Below are 15,577 nucleotides of genomic sequence, written 5' to 3'. Positions count from 1 at the left end.
AAGGGACTGCCCATGTGGGCAGTCCCTTCTGCTATACCGTCTTCATACAAACATCTAATCGCTTGCAGACCTCCTGGTTAACTCCATTCAGATACCGCCAGATGGCATAAAGTCCGCCTGCATTAGCATCCTTCATCTGCTCCAAACCTATGACCATGATCTTAACCGCACCCAACCCATCTGAAAAATGCTGGACCGCTTCCTCCAAATCGTATAACTGTGTTGAATCCATATTTCCTCCCTTGATTTTCACCGGGAGTTGTGGCATAATAGATTTGCCATTCCTCCCGGGTGATGGTATTAGAGTTTCGGTGATCCTTGCTTGGGGGCCGAAACTCTATTTTTTGTCCAGTTCAGCCTTTAGGAGTTCGATCCCGTTGACGATAGCATCAATCCGTGATGTACCTAACTTATCAGCGCAGTATTGTATGCTCTGCGCTTCTTGCTCTGTTACCCGGATGTTGATTGTCACAGTACGGGATGCCTCCCCTTTCGGCGGCCTTCCAGTCCTTGGCGACACATGGTTCACCTCACTTTAGCGCGCACTAAAATTATAATTTATACCCGCATGAAAGACAATAGGTTTTCTGTAAATAATAAAAATATCCTATTCGCAAATTAAAATGCAGGGGCGGCCTGTGGCCGTCCGCAAACGGTGGACTCTCCGTTATGTTACAAAGATGTAACCGTCCAAGTTTGGAGTGCTGGGACGGTTACTTCTTTTTATTGATGATCTGGAGAACCTTGGCACATCTCTTTTCCCTGCGCTCCCAAGCCTCCCTTCGCAAAGGGAGGTGGACGACTGCCGCATGTGTTGGAGGGATTCTTTACAAAACAGGGCCGCCCATTGGGCGGCCCTGCTGCGCTTCAGGAAACTTACTTCAGGTTGAAGAAAGCCTTCATGCCGGGGTACTGAGCCACGTCGCCCAGCTCCTCCTCAATGCGGAGCAGCTGATTGTACTTGGCCACACGGTCGGTACGGCTGGGGGCGCCGGTCTTGATCTGGCCGGCGTTGAGGGCTACGGCGATATCGGCAATGGTGGCGTCCTCGGTCTCGCCGGAGCGGTGGGACACGATAGCGGTATAGCCGGCCCGGTTGGCCATCTGGATGGCGTCCAGGGTCTCGGTCAGGGTGCCGATCTGGTTGACCTTGATGAGGATGGCGTTGCCCACCTTCTTCTCAATGCCGGTGGCCAGACGGGACACGTTGGTAACGAACAGGTCGTCGCCCACCAGCTGCACCTTGTCGCCGATGGCCTTGGTCAGCATGGCCCAGCCTTCCCAGTCGGTCTCGGCCATGCCGTCCTCCAGGGAGATGATGGGATAGGTGTCGGCGAACTTCTTCCACATATTCACCAGCTGCTGCTGGGTCAGCTTCTTGTTGCTCTTGGGCTGGATATAGCACTTCTCCTCCTCGTTCCACCACTCGGAGGAGGCGGCGTCGATAGCGATCTTGAAGTCCTCGCCGGGCTTGTAGCCGGCCTCCTCGATAGCCTGGACAATCACTTTCAGAGCGTCCTCATCCTTTTTCAGGTTAGGGGCGTAGCCGCCCTCGTCGCCCACACCGGCAGCGGGGGTGCCGTTCTCCTTCAGGGTCTTTTTCAGCTGATGGAAGACCTCAGCGCAGCGGCGCAGGGCCTCACGGAAGGAGGGGGCGGAGACAGGCATAATCATGAACTCCTGGATCTCCACGTTGTTGGTGGCGTGAGCGCCGCCGTTGAGGATGTTCATCATGGGGACGGGCAGCTGCTTGGCGTTGACGCCGCCGATATAGTTGTACAGGGAGGTGCCCAGAGCGTTGGCGGCAGCCTTGGCGCAGGCCAGGGAGGCGCCGAGAATGGCGTTGGCACCCAGGCGGTCCTTGTTGGCGGTGCCGTCCAGATCAATGAGCATCTTGTCGATGGCGGTCTGGTCCAGCACGTTGGTGCCGATGAGGGCCTCGGCGATCTCGGTGTTCACGCTCTCCACAGCCTTCAGCACGCCCTTGCCCAGATAACGGCTCTTGTCACCGTCCCTGAGCTCACAGGCCTCATAGATACCGGTGGAAGCGCCGGAGGGAACAGCCGCGCGGCCCATGGTGCCGTCTTCCAGGTAAACCTCTACCTCAACGGTGGGGTTGCCGCGGGAATCCAGGATTTCGCGGCCGATTACGTCTACGATTTCGATCATCTGCTTCATGGTGTTTGATCTCCTTTCAAATTGTCGGATATCATTTGGGTAAGGCGGGACCACCCGCCGGGTCAACAAATTTTACTGGGCAATCAGGGTCTGTCCGTCCATCTCGGCCGGTTTTTCCAGGCCCATCAGGTCTAGCATGGTGGGGGCAATGTCGCACAGGCGACCGTCCCGCAAGGTGACATTGGCGCCCACAATGCAGAAAGGCACCAGATTGGTGGTGTGGGCGGTGAAGGGGGAGCCGTCGGTGTCCACCATCCGCTCGGCATTGCCGTGGTCGGCGGTAATCAGAGACACGCCGCCCATCTTGGAGGTGGCCTCCACTACCTTGGCCACGCACTCATCCACAGTGGAAACCGCCTTGCAGGCGGCCTCATACACGCCGGTGTGGCCCACCATATCACAGTTGGCAAAGTTGAGGATAATCACGTCATAGCTGCCGCTGAGAATGTGCTTTACCGCCTCCTCGGTGACCTCATAGGCGGACATCTCAGGCTGGAGGTCGTAGGTGGCCACCTTGGGGGAGTTGATAAGGCACCGGTCCTCCCCCGGGAAGACCTGCTCCACGCCGCCGTTGAAGAAGAAGGTCACATGGGCGTACTTCTCTGTCTCGGCAATACGCAGCTGGGTCAGGCCCAGGTTGGAGATGTACTCCCCAAAGATGTTTTGCAGCTTCTGCCGGGGATAGGCCACCGTCACATTGGGCATGGTGGCGTCGTACTCGGTGGTACAGATAAAGTCCACGGGGATAAAGCCGGTCTTGCGGTCAATATCATTGAAGTCCTCGTCCACCAGGCAGCGGGTGATCTCCCGGGCCCGGTCAGGGCGGAAGTTGAAGAAAATCACCGAGTCGTTGTCCCGAAGGTGGGCATCCTTGGCGCACACCACAGGGACTACAAACTCATCTGTAATGCCTGCGTCGTAGGAGGCCTGGACGGCCTCAGCGGCGTCGGCCACGAAGGGGGCCTGGCCGCAGACAATGGCGTCGTAGGCCTTCTGGAGGCGGTCCCACCGCTTATCCCGGTCCATGGCGTAGTAGCGGCCCATAACAGTGGCAATCTGACCAATCCCCAGCTGCTGTATCTTGGCCTGGAGCTGCTCCACGTAACCCTTGCCCGAGGAGGGCGGCACGTCACGGCCATCCAGGAAGCAGTGGACATAGACCTTTTTCAGGCCCTGGTCCTGGGCCATCTTCAACAGAGCAAACAGATGGGTGATATGGCTGTGGACGCCGCCATCGGACAGCAGGCCCATCAGGTGCAGGGCGGAGCCCCACTCCCGGCAGTTGTCCATGGCCTCCAGGTAAGCGGGGTTCTCAAAGAAGACCCCGCTCTCAATGTCCCGGCTGATGTGGGGCAGATCCTGGAACACTACCCGGCCCGCGCCGATATTGGTGTGGCCCACCTCGCTGTTGCCCATCTGGCCGTCAGGCAGGCCCACGTCCAGCCCGGAGGCGGACAGCTTGCTGTGGGGGCACTGGGAGAAAAACTTGTCCAGGTTGGGGGTGGGAGCGTTAACCACCGCGTTGCCTGCGGAGGGGTTCTCCACTCCAAATCCGTCCATAATAATCAAAGTAGTAGGTGTTTTCATAAAACAGCCCTTTCTTTTATTGCTGAAAACCTCATCTCTGCGCGTCCCGCACCTCCGACAAAGGCCGGAGGCCGGGTAAGAGACTCAAATCCGGCGCAGAGACGTAGGGCGCAGACACAGGGTTTTCAGGGGCAGCGCCCCTGAACGGCGCTTTGGTGACTTTGCCGCTGTTGGCAAAGTCACTCGCCGCCCCCGTCCCTACGAAAATTACTCCTGATTGGCAGCCTCGATAATCTTCACGAAGTCCGCGGGCTTCAAGGCGGCACCGCCGATGAGGCCGCCGTCCACGTCGGGCTGAGCCAGCAGCTCCTGGGCGTTCTTAGCGTTCATGGAACCGCCGTACTGGATGGTAACGGAGCGGGCCACATGAGCGCCATACTGCTTGCGGATCACGGTGCGGATGGCCTGGCACACCTCACCGGCCTGCTCGGCGGTGGCCGTCTTGCCAGTGCCAATGGCCCACAGGGGCTCATAGGCAATGACCACATGGCGCACCTTCTCGGGGGCCACGCCGGCCAGGGCGCACTTCACCTGGTAGGCGATCAGCTCCATGGTCACCTCCAGCTCACGCTGCTCCAGGCTCTCACCCACGCAGATGATGGGGATCAGTCCGGCCTCAATGGCGGCGTGGACCTTCTTGTTTACAGTGAAATCGGTCTCGTTGTAGTACTGGCGGCGCTCGGAGTGGCCGATGATGACATACTTGGCCCCTGCCTCCTTAATCATGGCGGCGGTAATCTCGCCGGTGTAGGCGCCGTGGTCCAGCTCATGGCAGGTCTCGGCACCAATGGCAATGTGGCAATCCTTGAACAGACGGACAGCGGCCTGGATATTGACCGCGGGGACGCACAGCACCACGTTGCACCACTTGCCCTTGGGCATGATGGGCTTGATTTCCTCGGCAAAGGCCTTGGTCTGGGACAAGGTGTTGTTCATTTTCCAGTTGCCGGCGATAATTGTCTTACGGTAACGACGATTCATGGTAAATCACTCCTATTTGTTTTTCCAGATTATTTCGCAAAGGGGGGTGATCCCCCATTTCACAACGAAAGATTACGCGTCCAGCAGGCAGGCCACGCCAGGCAGCTCCTTGCCCTCCATAAACTCCAGGGAGGCGCCGCCGCCGGTGGAGATGTGGGTCATCTTGTCGGCATAGCCCAGCTGCTGCACAGCCGCCGCGCTGTCGCCGCCGCCAATGATGGTAATGGCGTTGGTCTTGCTCAGGGCCTCGGCCACCGCCTTGGTGCCCACGGCAAACTTGTCAAACTCAAACACACCCATGGGGCCATTCCAGATAACGGTACCGGCATCGGCCACGGCATCGCAGTACAGCTTCATGGTCTCGGGGCCAATATCCAGGCCCTCCCAGCCATCGGGAATCTCACCGGCCTTGACCACCTTGGAGTTGGCGTCAGGGGCGAAGGCGTCGGCAATGACGGTATCCACGGGCAGCAGCAGCTTGACGCCCTTGTCCTTGGCCTTCTGGATCATCTCCAGGGAGTAGTCCTTCCAGTCCTCCTCCAGCAGGGAGTCACCCACAGTGCCCCCCTGAGCGGCGGAGAAGGTGTAGGCCATGCCGCCGCCAATGATAATGGTATCGGCAATCTCCAGCAGGTTGTTGATGACGCCGATCTTGGAGGAAACCTTGGAGCCGCCCAGGATGGCCACCAGGGGACGCTTGGGATTGGCCAGCGCGCCGCCGATAAAGTCCAGCTCCTTTTGAATCAGGAAGCCGCTGACGGCGGGCAGGTAGTCGGCCACGCCGGCGGTGGAGGCGTGAGCGCGGTGGACAGCGCCAAAGGCGTCGGACACATATACCTCGGCCATGCCAGCCATGGCCTTGGCCAGGGCGGGATCGTTCTTGGTCTCGCCCGCCTCAAAACGGGTATTCTCCAGCAGCAGCACCTGGCCGGCCTGGAGAGCGGCGGCCTTGGCCTGGGCGTCGGGGCCCACCACGTCGGCGGCCATGATAATGTCCTTGCCCAGCAGCTCACCCAGGCGGGCGGCCACAGGCTTCAGAGACAGCTCAGGCTTGACCTCTCCCTTGGGCTTGCCCATGTGGGAGCAGGCGATTACCGCCGCGCCCTGGTCCAGCAGATACTGGATGGTGGGCAGAGCGGCCCGGATGCGCTTGTCGTTGGTGATAACGCCGCTTCCGTCCTTGGCCATGGGCACGTTGAAGTCGCAGCGCAGCAGGACCTTCTTGCCCTTGACGTCGATGTCCTTAACTGTCTTTTTGTTATAGTTCATGTTCTTGACTCCCTTCTTTTGGTAAAGGTGACAAAATGTGCTTACCGCTCTTGGGCCATCTCCCCCACTCCGGACAGCTCCGGGAATCCCTGCTGGCGCAGCGCCTCATAGGTGAGAACCGCCACCGAGTTGGCCAGGTTCAGGCTCCGGGCGTCAGGCCGCATGGGAATGCGGACGCACCGGTCCTGCCACCGCTCCCGCAGATCCTCGGGCAGACCGGCGGTCTCCTTGCCGAACATCAGCCAGCACCCCTCCCGGTACTGGGCCCGGGTGTAATCCCGGGGAGCCTTGGTAGTGGCCAGCCATAGATCCGGCCTGGGGTTGATGGCAAAGAAGTGGTCCAGACTGTCGTATACGTGCAGATCAACCATATGCCAGTAGTCCAGCCCGGCCCGCCGCACGGCCCTCTCACTGATGTCAAAGCCCAGGGGCTTTACCAGATGGAGACGGCTGCGGGTAGCGGCGCAGGTTCGGGCAATATTGCCGGTATTTTGCGGTATCTCCGGCTCGACCAGTACGATATTCAGCACTTGGGCCCCTCCTTGCTCTTGCGGCTTTCATTGTAGTCCAAACCAAGAAAAATTTCAACTGTAAAATGGTCGAAATATTGCAGAAACTTCACAAATTTATTGAAATATCTACGATTCACCCCGTTTTTTGTGCAATCTCGAGATTTACCACTTTTTTCTTCACTTTTTTTAGGCAAAGTGCCGAAGTTATTTGCTTTTAAATGTCAGAAAAAATGCGTCCGCTCTTCTTTTTTCCTTTCTGATCCTCTGGACAGTAGAAAAATTGTACAAATTTTTCTTCCTCTTTCTGGTAAATGGCCTATCCCTTTTCAGAAATGCGTGCTATAATGTTCTCTACCACTACTAATTAAAAACGATTTGGAGGTCTTTTCTATGTCTCATACCGTTGAAATCCTCTCTGTGGGCACCGAGCTGCTTTTAGGCAACATCGCTAACACTGACGCTCAGATGCTGTCCCAGGGATTGAGCGAGCTGGGGCTGAATGTCTTCTGGCATACCGTGGTGGGTGACAACCCCCAGCGGGCCCGGGAGGCCGTCGCCCTGGCCAAGCAGCGGGCGGACGTCATCATCACCACCGGCGGCCTGGGCCCCACCTGTGACGATCTGACCAAAAACGTCCTGGCTGAGGCCTTTGGCAAAAAGCTGGTCTTTGACGAGGGTTCAGCCCAGCGCATCCGTTCCTACTTCAACCGTATCAACCGGCCCATGACGGACAACAACCTCCAGCAGGCCATGCTGCCCGAGGGCTGCACCATTCTGGAAAACGACTGGGGCACCGCCCCCGGCTGCGCCTTTGAGGCGGAGGGGGTCCATGTCATCATGCTCCCCGGCCCCCCCAGTGAGTGCCGGCCTATGTTCCAATACCGGGCCAAGCCCTACTTACTGTCCCTGTCCGAGGGGGTGATTGCCTCCCACACCATCAAGCTCTTCGGCATTGGGGAGTCCTCCATGGAGGCCCAGCTCCGGGACCAGATGAACGCCATGACCAACCCCACCCTGGCCCCCTACGCCAAGGAGGGGGAGTGTGAGCTGCGGGTCACCGCCAAGGCGGCCACTGACGAGGAGGCCCAGGCCCTCCTCAAGCCTACGGTAGAGCAGGTTAAAAAGCTCTTCCACGACAAGGTGTATGGAGTGGACGTGCCCTCTCTGGAATATGTGGTGATTGAGACCATGAGAACAAAGGGGCTCACCCTGGGCGTGGCCGAGAGCTGCACAGGCGGGCTTATTGCCAAGCGGCTCACCGACGTCCCTGGGGCCTCTCATGCCTTTAAGGGGGGCATTGTGTCCTACACCAACGAGATTAAAGAACAGGTCCTGGGTGTGCCCGCCCACATGCTGGAGCGGTATGGCGCGGTGTCCAAAGAGGTGGCCGCCGCCATGGCTGAGGGCGCCCGGAAGGTACTGGACTGCGATATCGCTCTGTCCTCCACCGGCGTGGCCGGGCCGGACAGGGACGACTGGGACAATGAGGTGGGCACCATGTATGTGGCCATTGCCACCGCTATGGGCACCCACGTCCGGGCCCTGAACCTGGGCAACCGCCCCATGCGGGAGCGGCTGCGCACCCAGACCGCCAGCCACGCCTTCGACCTGGCCCGGCGGTATCTGTCCGGGCTGGACTACGGAGACTGAGCCTGCATCAAAATAAGGCCCCCTTCGCAAAGGGGGCTGTCAGCGAAGCTGACTGAGGGTTTTCCCAAAAAACCGCGGTATGTAACTGTTGGGAAAACCCTCCACCACCGCCTTCGGCGGCGGTCCCCCTCCCTTTGCGAAGGGAGGCTTTTGAGAGGGCCATCCCTACAACAAAACTTAGGAGGTTGATTATTTTGTCCGCTCTGGCAAAGAGGTCTGCCCGCTCTGTGGACATGACCCAGGGCAATGTGGTGGGCCATCTGGTCCGCTTCGCCGTCCCGCTGCTGCTGGGCAACCTGTTCCAGCAGTTCTACAATACTGTGGACCTGTGGGTGGTGGGCCGGTATGTCAACAATGCGGCCTACTCCGCTGTGGGCACTGTCACCCCCATCATTGTCATGCTCATTGGCTTCTTCATGGGGCTGGCCAGCGGCGCGGGGGTGGTCATCTCCCAGTATTACGGGGCCAAAAAGCAGGATCAGGTACGGAAAACTGTCCACACCTCCATTGTCATGACCCTGGTGCTGGGGGTTGTGCTGTCAGTGGCGGGCATCCTCATCATCCCTGTAATGCTCCGGTTAATGAAAACCGCCCCGGAGGCTGTTCCGGAGGCCACCACCTACCTGACCATCTACTTTGCCGGGGCCATAGGCCTGCTGCTGTACAATATGGGCTCTGGCATCCTCCGGGCGGTGGGGGATTCCAAACGGCCCTTTTACTTCCTGGTGGTGTCCGCCCTGCTGAATATCGCTCTGGATCTGATCTTTGTCATCGGCTTTCACATGGGGGTGGAGGGCGTGGCCCTTGCCACCATTCTGTCCCAGGGGGTGTCGGCGGCGCTGGTTCTTACTGTGCTGGCCCGCAGCGGTGAGGATTGCATCCGCCTGCGGTTCAGGGAACTGCGGGTGGACTTCCGCATCCTGCAGCAAATCATCCGGATTGGCGTTCCCTCCGCCCTGCAAATGGCTATCACCTCCTTCTCCAATGTGTTTGTTCAGTCCTACATCAACTTCTTTGGTCTGGACTGCATGTCCGGCTGGACCACCTACAGCAAGCTGGACCAGTTTATCATCCTCCCTGTTCAGTCCCTGGGCCTGGCGGCCACCACCTTTGTAGGGCAGAACCTGGGCACCAGCCAGGTGGAACGGGCCAAGGAGGGCACCCGGGCGGCCTTTTTCCTGTCTGCAGGCATAACGGTGGCCATCTCAGCCTTTGCCATTATCTTCGCCCCCTGGCTGGTGGCTTTCTTCAATGACAAGCCTGAGGTGGTGGCCTACGGCACCCTCTTCCTGAGGCATATGTGCCCCTGTTATGTACTGATCTGTGTCAACCAGGTCTACTCCGGTTCCCTCCGCGGGGCAGGCATCAGCCAGCCGCCCACCTATATCATGCTGGCCTCCTTTGTGGTATTCAGGCAGATATACCTTTATATTATGGCAAACTTTATCTCCAACACCATTCTGCCCATTGCCCTGGGCTACCCCGCCGGATGGCTGGTGTGCAGCATTTTGACCTTGATCTACTACAGCCATGTGGATCTGGCCGGCAAGCGGGTGGTGGACGATCCCTCCTCCATGCCGGAGAAAACATAAAAAAGAGCGCCTAATGGGTGTGTTTGATAAAGAATGACGCACAAGACCCAAAAACATCAGGCAGTCACCGCAAAATGAAGCCAATGTGACACAAATTAACACCCGAGAGAAAGCACGATTGAAAGATCGTGCTTTTTCTTTTGCCCAAAAGGAGGCCCTGACCATGCCGGAAATCATACTGTCAGATTATTTCTACGGCGATGAATCGGAGGAATTTGTCTATTTCAAAATCCCCCGCCAGTTGATCACCAACCCGAAATTCAAGCACGTCTCCACGGACGCCAAGCTGCTGTATGGGATGCTGCTGGACCGCATGAGCCTGTCCGCCCGGAATGATTGGAATGACAGCGACACTTGGCGCGTCTATATCTACTACACCGTGGAGGAAATCTGCGAGGATATGACCTGTGGTCGGGACAAGGCCATGAAGCTGCTGGCCGAGCTGGACACGAAGAAGGGCGTCGGCCTGATTGAGCGCATCAAGCAGGGCCAGGGGAAGCCCACGAAGATATACGTCAAGCGGTTCACTACACGGACAGCGCCGCCCAAACCGGCCCCGCCTCCCCCGGAGCCTTTCGCGCCCATTTCACAGGTCGATTTTTCCAACGTGCAGAAGTCGGAAATTCCGACGCCAAGAGGTGGAAAAAATCGACGTGCAGCCGTCTAAAAACCCGACCCTAATTATACTAAGAGAATCCAGACAGAGCTTATCCAGCCTGATCCATCCATCTCCCCCGAAAGCCCCCCGCAGAAGATTTGGAGATGGATCGATACGAGCGAAGAAAAGATCTGAAAGCGAATATTGATTACGAGCGTCTGCGGAAGGAGTACCCCTACGATGACATAGACGACCTTCTGGAGCTGATGCTGGACACGGTATGCAGCACCGCCCCCGCCATACGGATCGGCGGCAGCGACATTCCCACAGAGGCGGTCAGAGACCGCTTCCTCCAGCTTGACAGCGAGCACATCCAGTATGTGATTGACGCGCTGAAACAGACTACCACAAAAACCAATGATATCCGGGCCTATCTGTTGACGGCGCTCTACAACGCACCGGTGACGATAGGTTCTTACTATTCCGCCGCCGTGCGGCATGACGTCACCACCGGCGCGGATGGCGCCGTTTCCCTGCGGGTTGCTCCTGGCTCCTACAAAATCACGGAGAAGTCCGTGCCTGCCCCCTACTACCTGCCCAGCAGGAACGCCGACCGGGAGCAGACAATCAGCCTGAATCCCGGCGATGAAAAGACGGTGAAGCATTGAACCAAAGCCAGATGATCGATGATAGGGCCGCTCCCCGCTGTTCTGTCGGGAGCGGCCCTCTGATTTCCCAGGAGGTGATCTACTGAAAAAACAATCGCAGACGGGCATCGCGGGGTATCTGTTTTTCTACCCCCTGGTGGTCTGGGCGGCGCTGCTGCTGGCCCAATCCCTGGGCGGCGGCCTGCCGGAGATCATTGCCAATCTGACAGCGGCCATGGAACACCCCTTCAGCATCCAGTGGACGGATCACAGCCTTGTGACCATCCTGGCCTGCACCGGAGCCTATATCATGGGCATTTGCTGGACACAAAAAACCGACATGGTCAGTGGTACATTGACACCACTGAAACTCTTGGCGAGAATCGCCAAAAGTTTAGCGAATGCTCGGCACAAACCGCTGATGGCCGTCAAAGGTATAATGCCCGTAAACTGGTCACAAAATTTTTCGGCGTTACCGAGTACGAAATTCGGAAAGCCGTCAAACTGACTCAACTGATACCGGAATTGTCCAATATTCTGGAGGACAATCCCAAGCAGCTCAATCTCGCCTGTGCCGATCTGATCGCGGACTACGACGCTGAGTCTCAAAAGGCGTTCGTTTGAGTGAACAGGAACTTGTCCAGCTGTTTGAGGATCAACCCATCCGGACGGCGTGGGACGCGGATCAGGAAGAATGGTATTTTTCAATTGTTGATGTAATCCAAGTCCTTGTTGACCAGAGCAATTATAATACTGCCCGCAAGTATTGGAATAAGCTGAAGCAGCGTCTGAAGGATGAAGGCAGTCAGTTGGTGACAAATTGTCACCAACTGAAGTTGAAATCTCCCAGGGACGGAAAACGATATGCAACTGATGTTGCAACAATACAGCAGCTTTTTCGTATAATTCAGTCTGTGCCCTCCCCCAAGGCAGAACCTATCAAGGTCTGGTTAGCACAGGTTGGCCGGGAGCGGATTGAGGAAACGATCGACCCGGAGCAGGCTATACCGAGACTATCACCGCTCTGTGAGAAAATCGTGAGAAAGTCCGTAGAAAAACAGTGGAACCCCGTATGTGCTAACGAGAAAACAGCGTTCTTGCCTTTGGTACAATGACAGTGCCAAGGCAAGAGCGCCTTACTTTTTATCAGCGGAAGGAGTTTTCACATGGAATTGCTGATCGACCATGTTTCCAAGCGATTCAAAGACAAAAAAGCGGTCAATGACATCAGCCTGGAACTGACGCCGGGGGTCTGGGGCCTGCTGGGGGCTAACGGCGCGGGCAAGACCACCCTCATGCGGATGATTGCCGGGATTATGACCCCCACCTCCGGCCGGGTGGTGTATGACGGTGTTCCCATTCAGGAGTTAGGGGAACAGTACCGGAGCATTTTCGGGTTTCTGCCCCAGGACTTCGGCTTCCACCCGGAGTTCACCGTCAAGGACTACCTGGCCTATGTGGCCGCCCTAAAGGGGCTTCCGGAGCGGCAGAGCTGGTGGAGGATTCGTGAGCTGCTGGAGCGGGTCTCCCTGATGGACGTCTATAACAAGAAGATTTCCAAGCTCTCCGGCGGCATGAGGCACCGGGTGGGGATCGCCCAGGCCCTGCTGAATGACCCGGAGGTGCTGATCCTGGACGAACCCACCGGGGGCCTGGATCCCGGCGAGCGGGTGCGCTTCCGCAATCTGCTGTCGGAGTTCGCCCATGACCGGATCGTGCTGATCTCCACCCACATCGTCCCCGACGTGGAGTATATCGCCACCTGCCACGCCATCATCAAGGGCGGCAAGCTGCTGACGACAGGGACGACGGAGGAACTTGTCAAGCTGGTGGAGGGCAAGGTGTGGAGCTGCACCATCCCGGCAGATCTGGTGCCGGAGTATGAGAGCAAGCTGCAGATCACCAATCTGCGAAACGAGAACGATGGCAGCGTCTCCATCCGCTATCTGTCGGATCGGCCCCGCAACGCCGTTTCCAGCGCCGCAACACCCCGGCTGGAGGATCTGTATTTGTGGATGTTCCCGGAAAGCAGCGGAGAAAATGACAGGAGGTATCGGTAAATGAGAATCTTTCGGTTGGAATTGAAACGGGTCTTGAAGTCAAGGCTCACCTGGATTTTGCTGGCGCTGGCATTGATCCTCTCCGTCCTGCTGGCCTACCTGCCAACCACCTACTGCTACAGTAACTATACAGACGAGGCTGGAAACGAGATCAACCTGACCGGGCTGGCCTCCATCGCCTACGAAAAGGAGCGTCAGGCGGACGCCAGCGGCATGGTCACCCCAGAGCGGGTGCGGGAGGCCGTGGAGATCTATCAAGCCTGCCTTACGTCCTACGGCGTCACGGAGTCCTACGATCTGCCGGAGGGCGTCTATGAAAAGGAGATCCTCCCCATCGCCCCGCTGCTCCACGGCGTCAAGGAGGCGTTTGCCGACCCGGACACCGGCATGGCCCCCACCATCATGGAGATCGACCCGGCACAAATCGACGACTACTATTCCGTCTGCGAGGCCCGGATTGCCTCCCTGATGGCGATGGAGCAGCCGGACAGCCCCGCCGTTCAGCACAAGGCCGTTGAGATGTACCAGAAGGTGGAAAAGCCCTTTGAGGTCTATCCCGGCATGAGTTCCACTATCCTGGACTACCAGAACATCATGGGCTTTCTGGTACTGCTGTTCTGCGTGGTGATCGCCGCCCCGGTGTTCTCCGCCGATTATCAATCTGGTGCGGATGATATTCTGCGCTGTACCCGGAATGGCCGGGCCAGGCTGGGGATTGCCAAGTTGCTGGCCGCCTTGTTCATTAGCGGGGCCGCCTTTGTAATCTGCGCCGTTGTGCATATTCTGGTGGTCAATAGCCTGTTCGGCTGGGAGTGTACCAAGACCTCCATCCAGATGCTCTACTCCATCGTGACCCTGACCGGCATGAATATCGGGGAGCTCCAGCGCCTGTTTGCCGTGGCCGGTCTGCTCTCGGTGCTGGCGTCTGTCAGCTTCACCCTGTTTCTCTCATCCAAATGCAGGAGTACCGTGGCGTCTCTGGCCTCCGGGCTGGTGTTCTGCATCGCGCCGGTGGTGCTCTCCATGACGGTGCCGGGGGCACTGTCCACCTGGTTGTGCAGCATCCTCCCCGCCAGCGGCACCAGTATCCAGGCCAGTATCCTTTACGCCATCACTGACTTCAAGTTTTTGAGCCTGGGCGGGCTGGCGGTCTGGACGCCCTATGCTATGATCGGGGCCTGTATCATTGAGATACCGCTGTTCGCGTTCCTGGCGGTGCGCTCCTATTGTCGGCATACCGTAAACTGAACTATTCCCCTTTGAACGAAAACGCCACTCGGGTAAATACCCCAGACATTTTAAGAAACAAACACAAAGGAGATCATCAAAGACCTGCAAGCAAACCCGGTTTTTATTTCTGCAAACGTTGTTTTGTCGTACCGATGTACAGCTGTTATTCCTTATATGGACGAATTCTTAAGCCTCATAACACTTTATTTCTCATACATACAATGTACACTGGAACGTTCTATCATTCCCTGGATACACCTGCCATTACAGCGAAGGCAGCGCTGAATGGTCTCCGGTCTGCCTTGGCGAATCTTGTTGACCCACTCTGGGTCTGCTATCAACTGTCGGCTCATAGCAGCACAATCAATTCTTCCAGATGTTAGCTGCTTCTCCACAAAATCCGGATCTGTCAATCCCCCTACACCGCAGACTGGTAAACTGGTACAGTTTCGGACTATGTCACTATAGCGCAGAAAACACCCCTCTTCACCAAAATAGGGGTGCTTGGCTGAGGGAATCACATCACCCAAGGCACAGTGGTTTGCAAGGGTCACATGAAAACTTGTCACCCCGGCCTTCTCCAAGACCTGTACATAATAGGGCACCTCCTCCTGCAAAACCCCTGCGTTGCCATAATGGGGATTCTCTTGGCGGACGCACAGCTTATAGTCTACTGGCAGTTGAGGCAGACGGATGCGGACTGCACCGACACATTCCTGAACAAAGTGCGCCCTGCTTTTCATGTCTCCCCCATACTCATCTTTTCTCCGGTTAAAAATAGTGGAACATAGGCTTCCCAGCATACGGTCGCCTAATATCTGGACCATATCAAAGCCAGCTTTTTGGGCCAACTGGGCAGCATCGCCGAACATAGCCGCATAACGGCTTAGCTGGGTAGCAGAAAGCTGAGACACATAGTCCCCCGTCTCCTCTTTGGAGACCAGCCGGATACCTCCTGCTCCATCCTCCGCCACTGAATCCGACAGGTACAGCTGTGCACAGATCCTGCAGTTCTCCTGGTGGACTGTATCTGTCATCTGGCTGTAATAAGACAGATCCTCTTCCTTATACAGCGATGGCTCTGTCGACCATGGACTTGCTGGCACATCGCCAATGATAATCATGGCACAGCCGCCCCTGGCAATCTGTCGAAGTTTTGCTAAAAATTCATCTCTGGAAAGTCCCATAGTGCTTGGGGCAAAAATGATCCTGTTTTTCAAAATAATCCCGCCATAATTCACTGGTGACAGGATAGTTTTGTACATGTCCGCTA

The 15,577-nt window shown here is 57.1% G+C and carries 16 protein-coding genes; 8 read left to right on the top strand and 8 right to left on the bottom strand.

All coding sequences use genetic code 11. The features are described from left to right. Positions 1-31: 31 nt before the first annotated feature. From NFS22_RS14590 to trmL, 7 genes are all read right to left on the bottom strand, one after another. On the bottom strand, positions 32-232 hold the full coding sequence (locus NFS22_RS14590; RefSeq protein WP_251318446.1) for a hypothetical protein: 201 nt from the start codon (positions 230-232) through the stop codon (positions 32-34). Between the two features lie 105 nt (positions 233-337). Then, positions 338-472, bottom strand: a complete 135-nt coding sequence (locus tag NFS22_RS23750; protein WP_277614779.1) for a hypothetical protein — start codon at positions 470-472, stop codon at positions 338-340. Between the two features lie 404 nt (positions 473-876). Further along, positions 877-2,178 carry a phosphopyruvate hydratase gene (gene eno / locus NFS22_RS14585; RefSeq protein WP_251318445.1) on the bottom strand — a complete coding sequence of 434 codons (1,302 nt, stop codon included), beginning with the start codon at positions 2,176-2,178 and terminating at the stop codon, positions 877-879. A gap of 72 nt (positions 2,179-2,250) precedes the next feature. Beyond that, positions 2,251-3,765 carry a 2,3-bisphosphoglycerate-independent phosphoglycerate mutase gene (gene gpmI, locus NFS22_RS14580; protein WP_251318444.1) on the bottom strand — a complete coding sequence of 505 codons (1,515 nt, stop codon included), beginning with the start codon at positions 3,763-3,765 and terminating at the stop codon, positions 2,251-2,253. A gap of 207 nt (positions 3,766-3,972) precedes the next feature. Further along, positions 3,973-4,746 carry a triose-phosphate isomerase gene (tpiA, locus tag NFS22_RS14575; RefSeq protein ID WP_251318443.1) on the bottom strand — a complete coding sequence of 258 codons (774 nt, stop codon included), beginning with the start codon at positions 4,744-4,746 and terminating at the stop codon, positions 3,973-3,975. Between the two features lie 72 nt (positions 4,747-4,818). Then, positions 4,819-6,015, bottom strand: coding sequence for a phosphoglycerate kinase (locus tag NFS22_RS14570; RefSeq protein ID WP_251318442.1), 1,197 nt, complete (start codon positions 6,013-6,015; stop codon positions 4,819-4,821). A 41-nt stretch (positions 6,016-6,056) separates the two neighbouring features. Further along, the gene (gene trmL, locus NFS22_RS14565) at positions 6,057-6,545 is read right to left on the bottom strand and encodes a tRNA (uridine(34)/cytosine(34)/5-carboxymethylaminomethyluridine(34)-2'-O)-methyltransferase TrmL (RefSeq protein WP_251318441.1); all 489 of its coding nucleotides are present in this window, start codon (positions 6,543-6,545) and stop codon (positions 6,057-6,059) included. Between the two features lie 372 nt (positions 6,546-6,917). Here trmL and NFS22_RS14560 point away from each other — a divergent pair, with 372 nt between their 5' ends. The 8 genes from NFS22_RS14560 to NFS22_RS14525 all read left to right on the top strand — a co-directional run bounded on the left by NFS22_RS14560 (position 6,918) and on the right by NFS22_RS14525 (position 14,322). Next, positions 6,918-8,177, top strand: a complete 1,260-nt coding sequence (locus tag NFS22_RS14560) for a competence/damage-inducible protein A (protein WP_251318440.1) — start codon at positions 6,918-6,920, stop codon at positions 8,175-8,177. Between the two features lie 194 nt (positions 8,178-8,371). Beyond that, positions 8,372-9,769: an MATE family efflux transporter gene (locus NFS22_RS14555; protein ID WP_251318439.1), complete on the top strand. Its 1,398-nt coding sequence runs from the start codon at positions 8,372-8,374 to the stop codon at positions 9,767-9,769. 163 nt (positions 9,770-9,932) lie between these two features. After that, complete coding sequence (locus tag NFS22_RS14550) at positions 9,933-10,436, top strand: replication initiator protein A (protein ID WP_251318438.1); 504 nt, start codon at positions 9,933-9,935, stop codon at positions 10,434-10,436. 95 nt (positions 10,437-10,531) lie between these two features. Next, entirely contained in the window at positions 10,532-11,035 is a 504-nt protein-coding gene (locus NFS22_RS14545) for a DUF6017 domain-containing protein (RefSeq protein WP_251318437.1), read from the top strand. A gap of 297 nt (positions 11,036-11,332) precedes the next feature. Beyond that, the gene (locus tag NFS22_RS14540; protein ID WP_251318436.1) at positions 11,333-11,638 is read left to right on the top strand and encodes a hypothetical protein; all 306 of its coding nucleotides are present in this window, start codon (positions 11,333-11,335) and stop codon (positions 11,636-11,638) included. Then, positions 11,635-12,129 carry a BRO family protein gene (locus tag NFS22_RS14535; RefSeq protein ID WP_420908872.1) on the top strand — a complete coding sequence of 165 codons (495 nt, stop codon included), beginning with the start codon at positions 11,635-11,637 and terminating at the stop codon, positions 12,127-12,129. The genes NFS22_RS14540 and NFS22_RS14535 overlap by 4 nt, the downstream gene beginning before the upstream one ends. A gap of 51 nt (positions 12,130-12,180) precedes the next feature. Further along, entirely contained in the window at positions 12,181-13,074 is an 894-nt protein-coding gene (locus tag NFS22_RS14530; RefSeq protein WP_251318435.1) for an ABC transporter ATP-binding protein, read from the top strand. Beyond that, positions 13,075-14,322 carry an ABC transporter permease gene (locus tag NFS22_RS14525; protein ID WP_251318434.1) on the top strand — a complete coding sequence of 416 codons (1,248 nt, stop codon included), beginning with the start codon at positions 13,075-13,077 and terminating at the stop codon, positions 14,320-14,322. 185 nt (positions 14,323-14,507) lie between these two features. On the opposite strand, the gene bilR is transcribed toward NFS22_RS14525, so the two are convergent. Then, positions 14,508-15,569 carry a bilirubin reductase gene (gene bilR / locus NFS22_RS14520; RefSeq protein ID WP_251318433.1) on the bottom strand — a complete coding sequence of 354 codons (1,062 nt, stop codon included), beginning with the start codon at positions 15,567-15,569 and terminating at the stop codon, positions 14,508-14,510. Between the last annotated feature and the right edge of the window lie 8 nt (positions 15,570-15,577).

Source organism: Flintibacter muris, assembly GCF_943192995.1.
In the GTDB taxonomy this organism is placed as follows: domain Bacteria; phylum Bacillota; class Clostridia; order Oscillospirales; family Oscillospiraceae; genus Lawsonibacter; species Lawsonibacter muris.
This window is presented reverse-complemented; position numbering and strand designations above follow the sequence as displayed.

Coding starts and splice junctions, on each gene's coding strand:
- NFS22_RS14590 (WP_251318446.1), bottom strand. CDS start 232: ATGGATTCAACACAGTTATACGATTTGGAGGAAGCGGTCCAGCATTTT.
- eno (WP_251318445.1), bottom strand. CDS start 2,178: ATGAAGCAGATGATCGAAATCGTAGACGTAATCGGCCGCGAAATCCTG.
- gpmI (WP_251318444.1), bottom strand. CDS start 3,765: ATGAAAACACCTACTACTTTGATTATTATGGACGGATTTGGAGTGGAG.
- tpiA (WP_251318443.1), bottom strand. CDS start 4,746: ATGAATCGTCGTTACCGTAAGACAATTATCGCCGGCAACTGGAAAATG.
- NFS22_RS14570 (WP_251318442.1), bottom strand. CDS start 6,015: ATGAACTATAACAAAAAGACAGTTAAGGACATCGACGTCAAGGGCAAG.
- NFS22_RS14560 (WP_251318440.1), top strand. CDS start 6,918: ATGTCTCATACCGTTGAAATCCTCTCTGTGGGCACCGAGCTGCTTTTA.
- NFS22_RS14550 (WP_251318438.1), top strand. CDS start 9,933: ATGCCGGAAATCATACTGTCAGATTATTTCTACGGCGATGAATCGGAG.
- NFS22_RS14545 (WP_251318437.1), top strand. CDS start 10,532: ATGGATCGATACGAGCGAAGAAAAGATCTGAAAGCGAATATTGATTAC.
- NFS22_RS14530 (WP_251318435.1), top strand. CDS start 12,181: ATGGAATTGCTGATCGACCATGTTTCCAAGCGATTCAAAGACAAAAAA.
- NFS22_RS14525 (WP_251318434.1), top strand. CDS start 13,075: ATGAGAATCTTTCGGTTGGAATTGAAACGGGTCTTGAAGTCAAGGCTC.
- bilR (WP_251318433.1), bottom strand. CDS start 15,569: ATGTACAAAACTATCCTGTCACCAGTGAATTATGGCGGGATTATTTTG.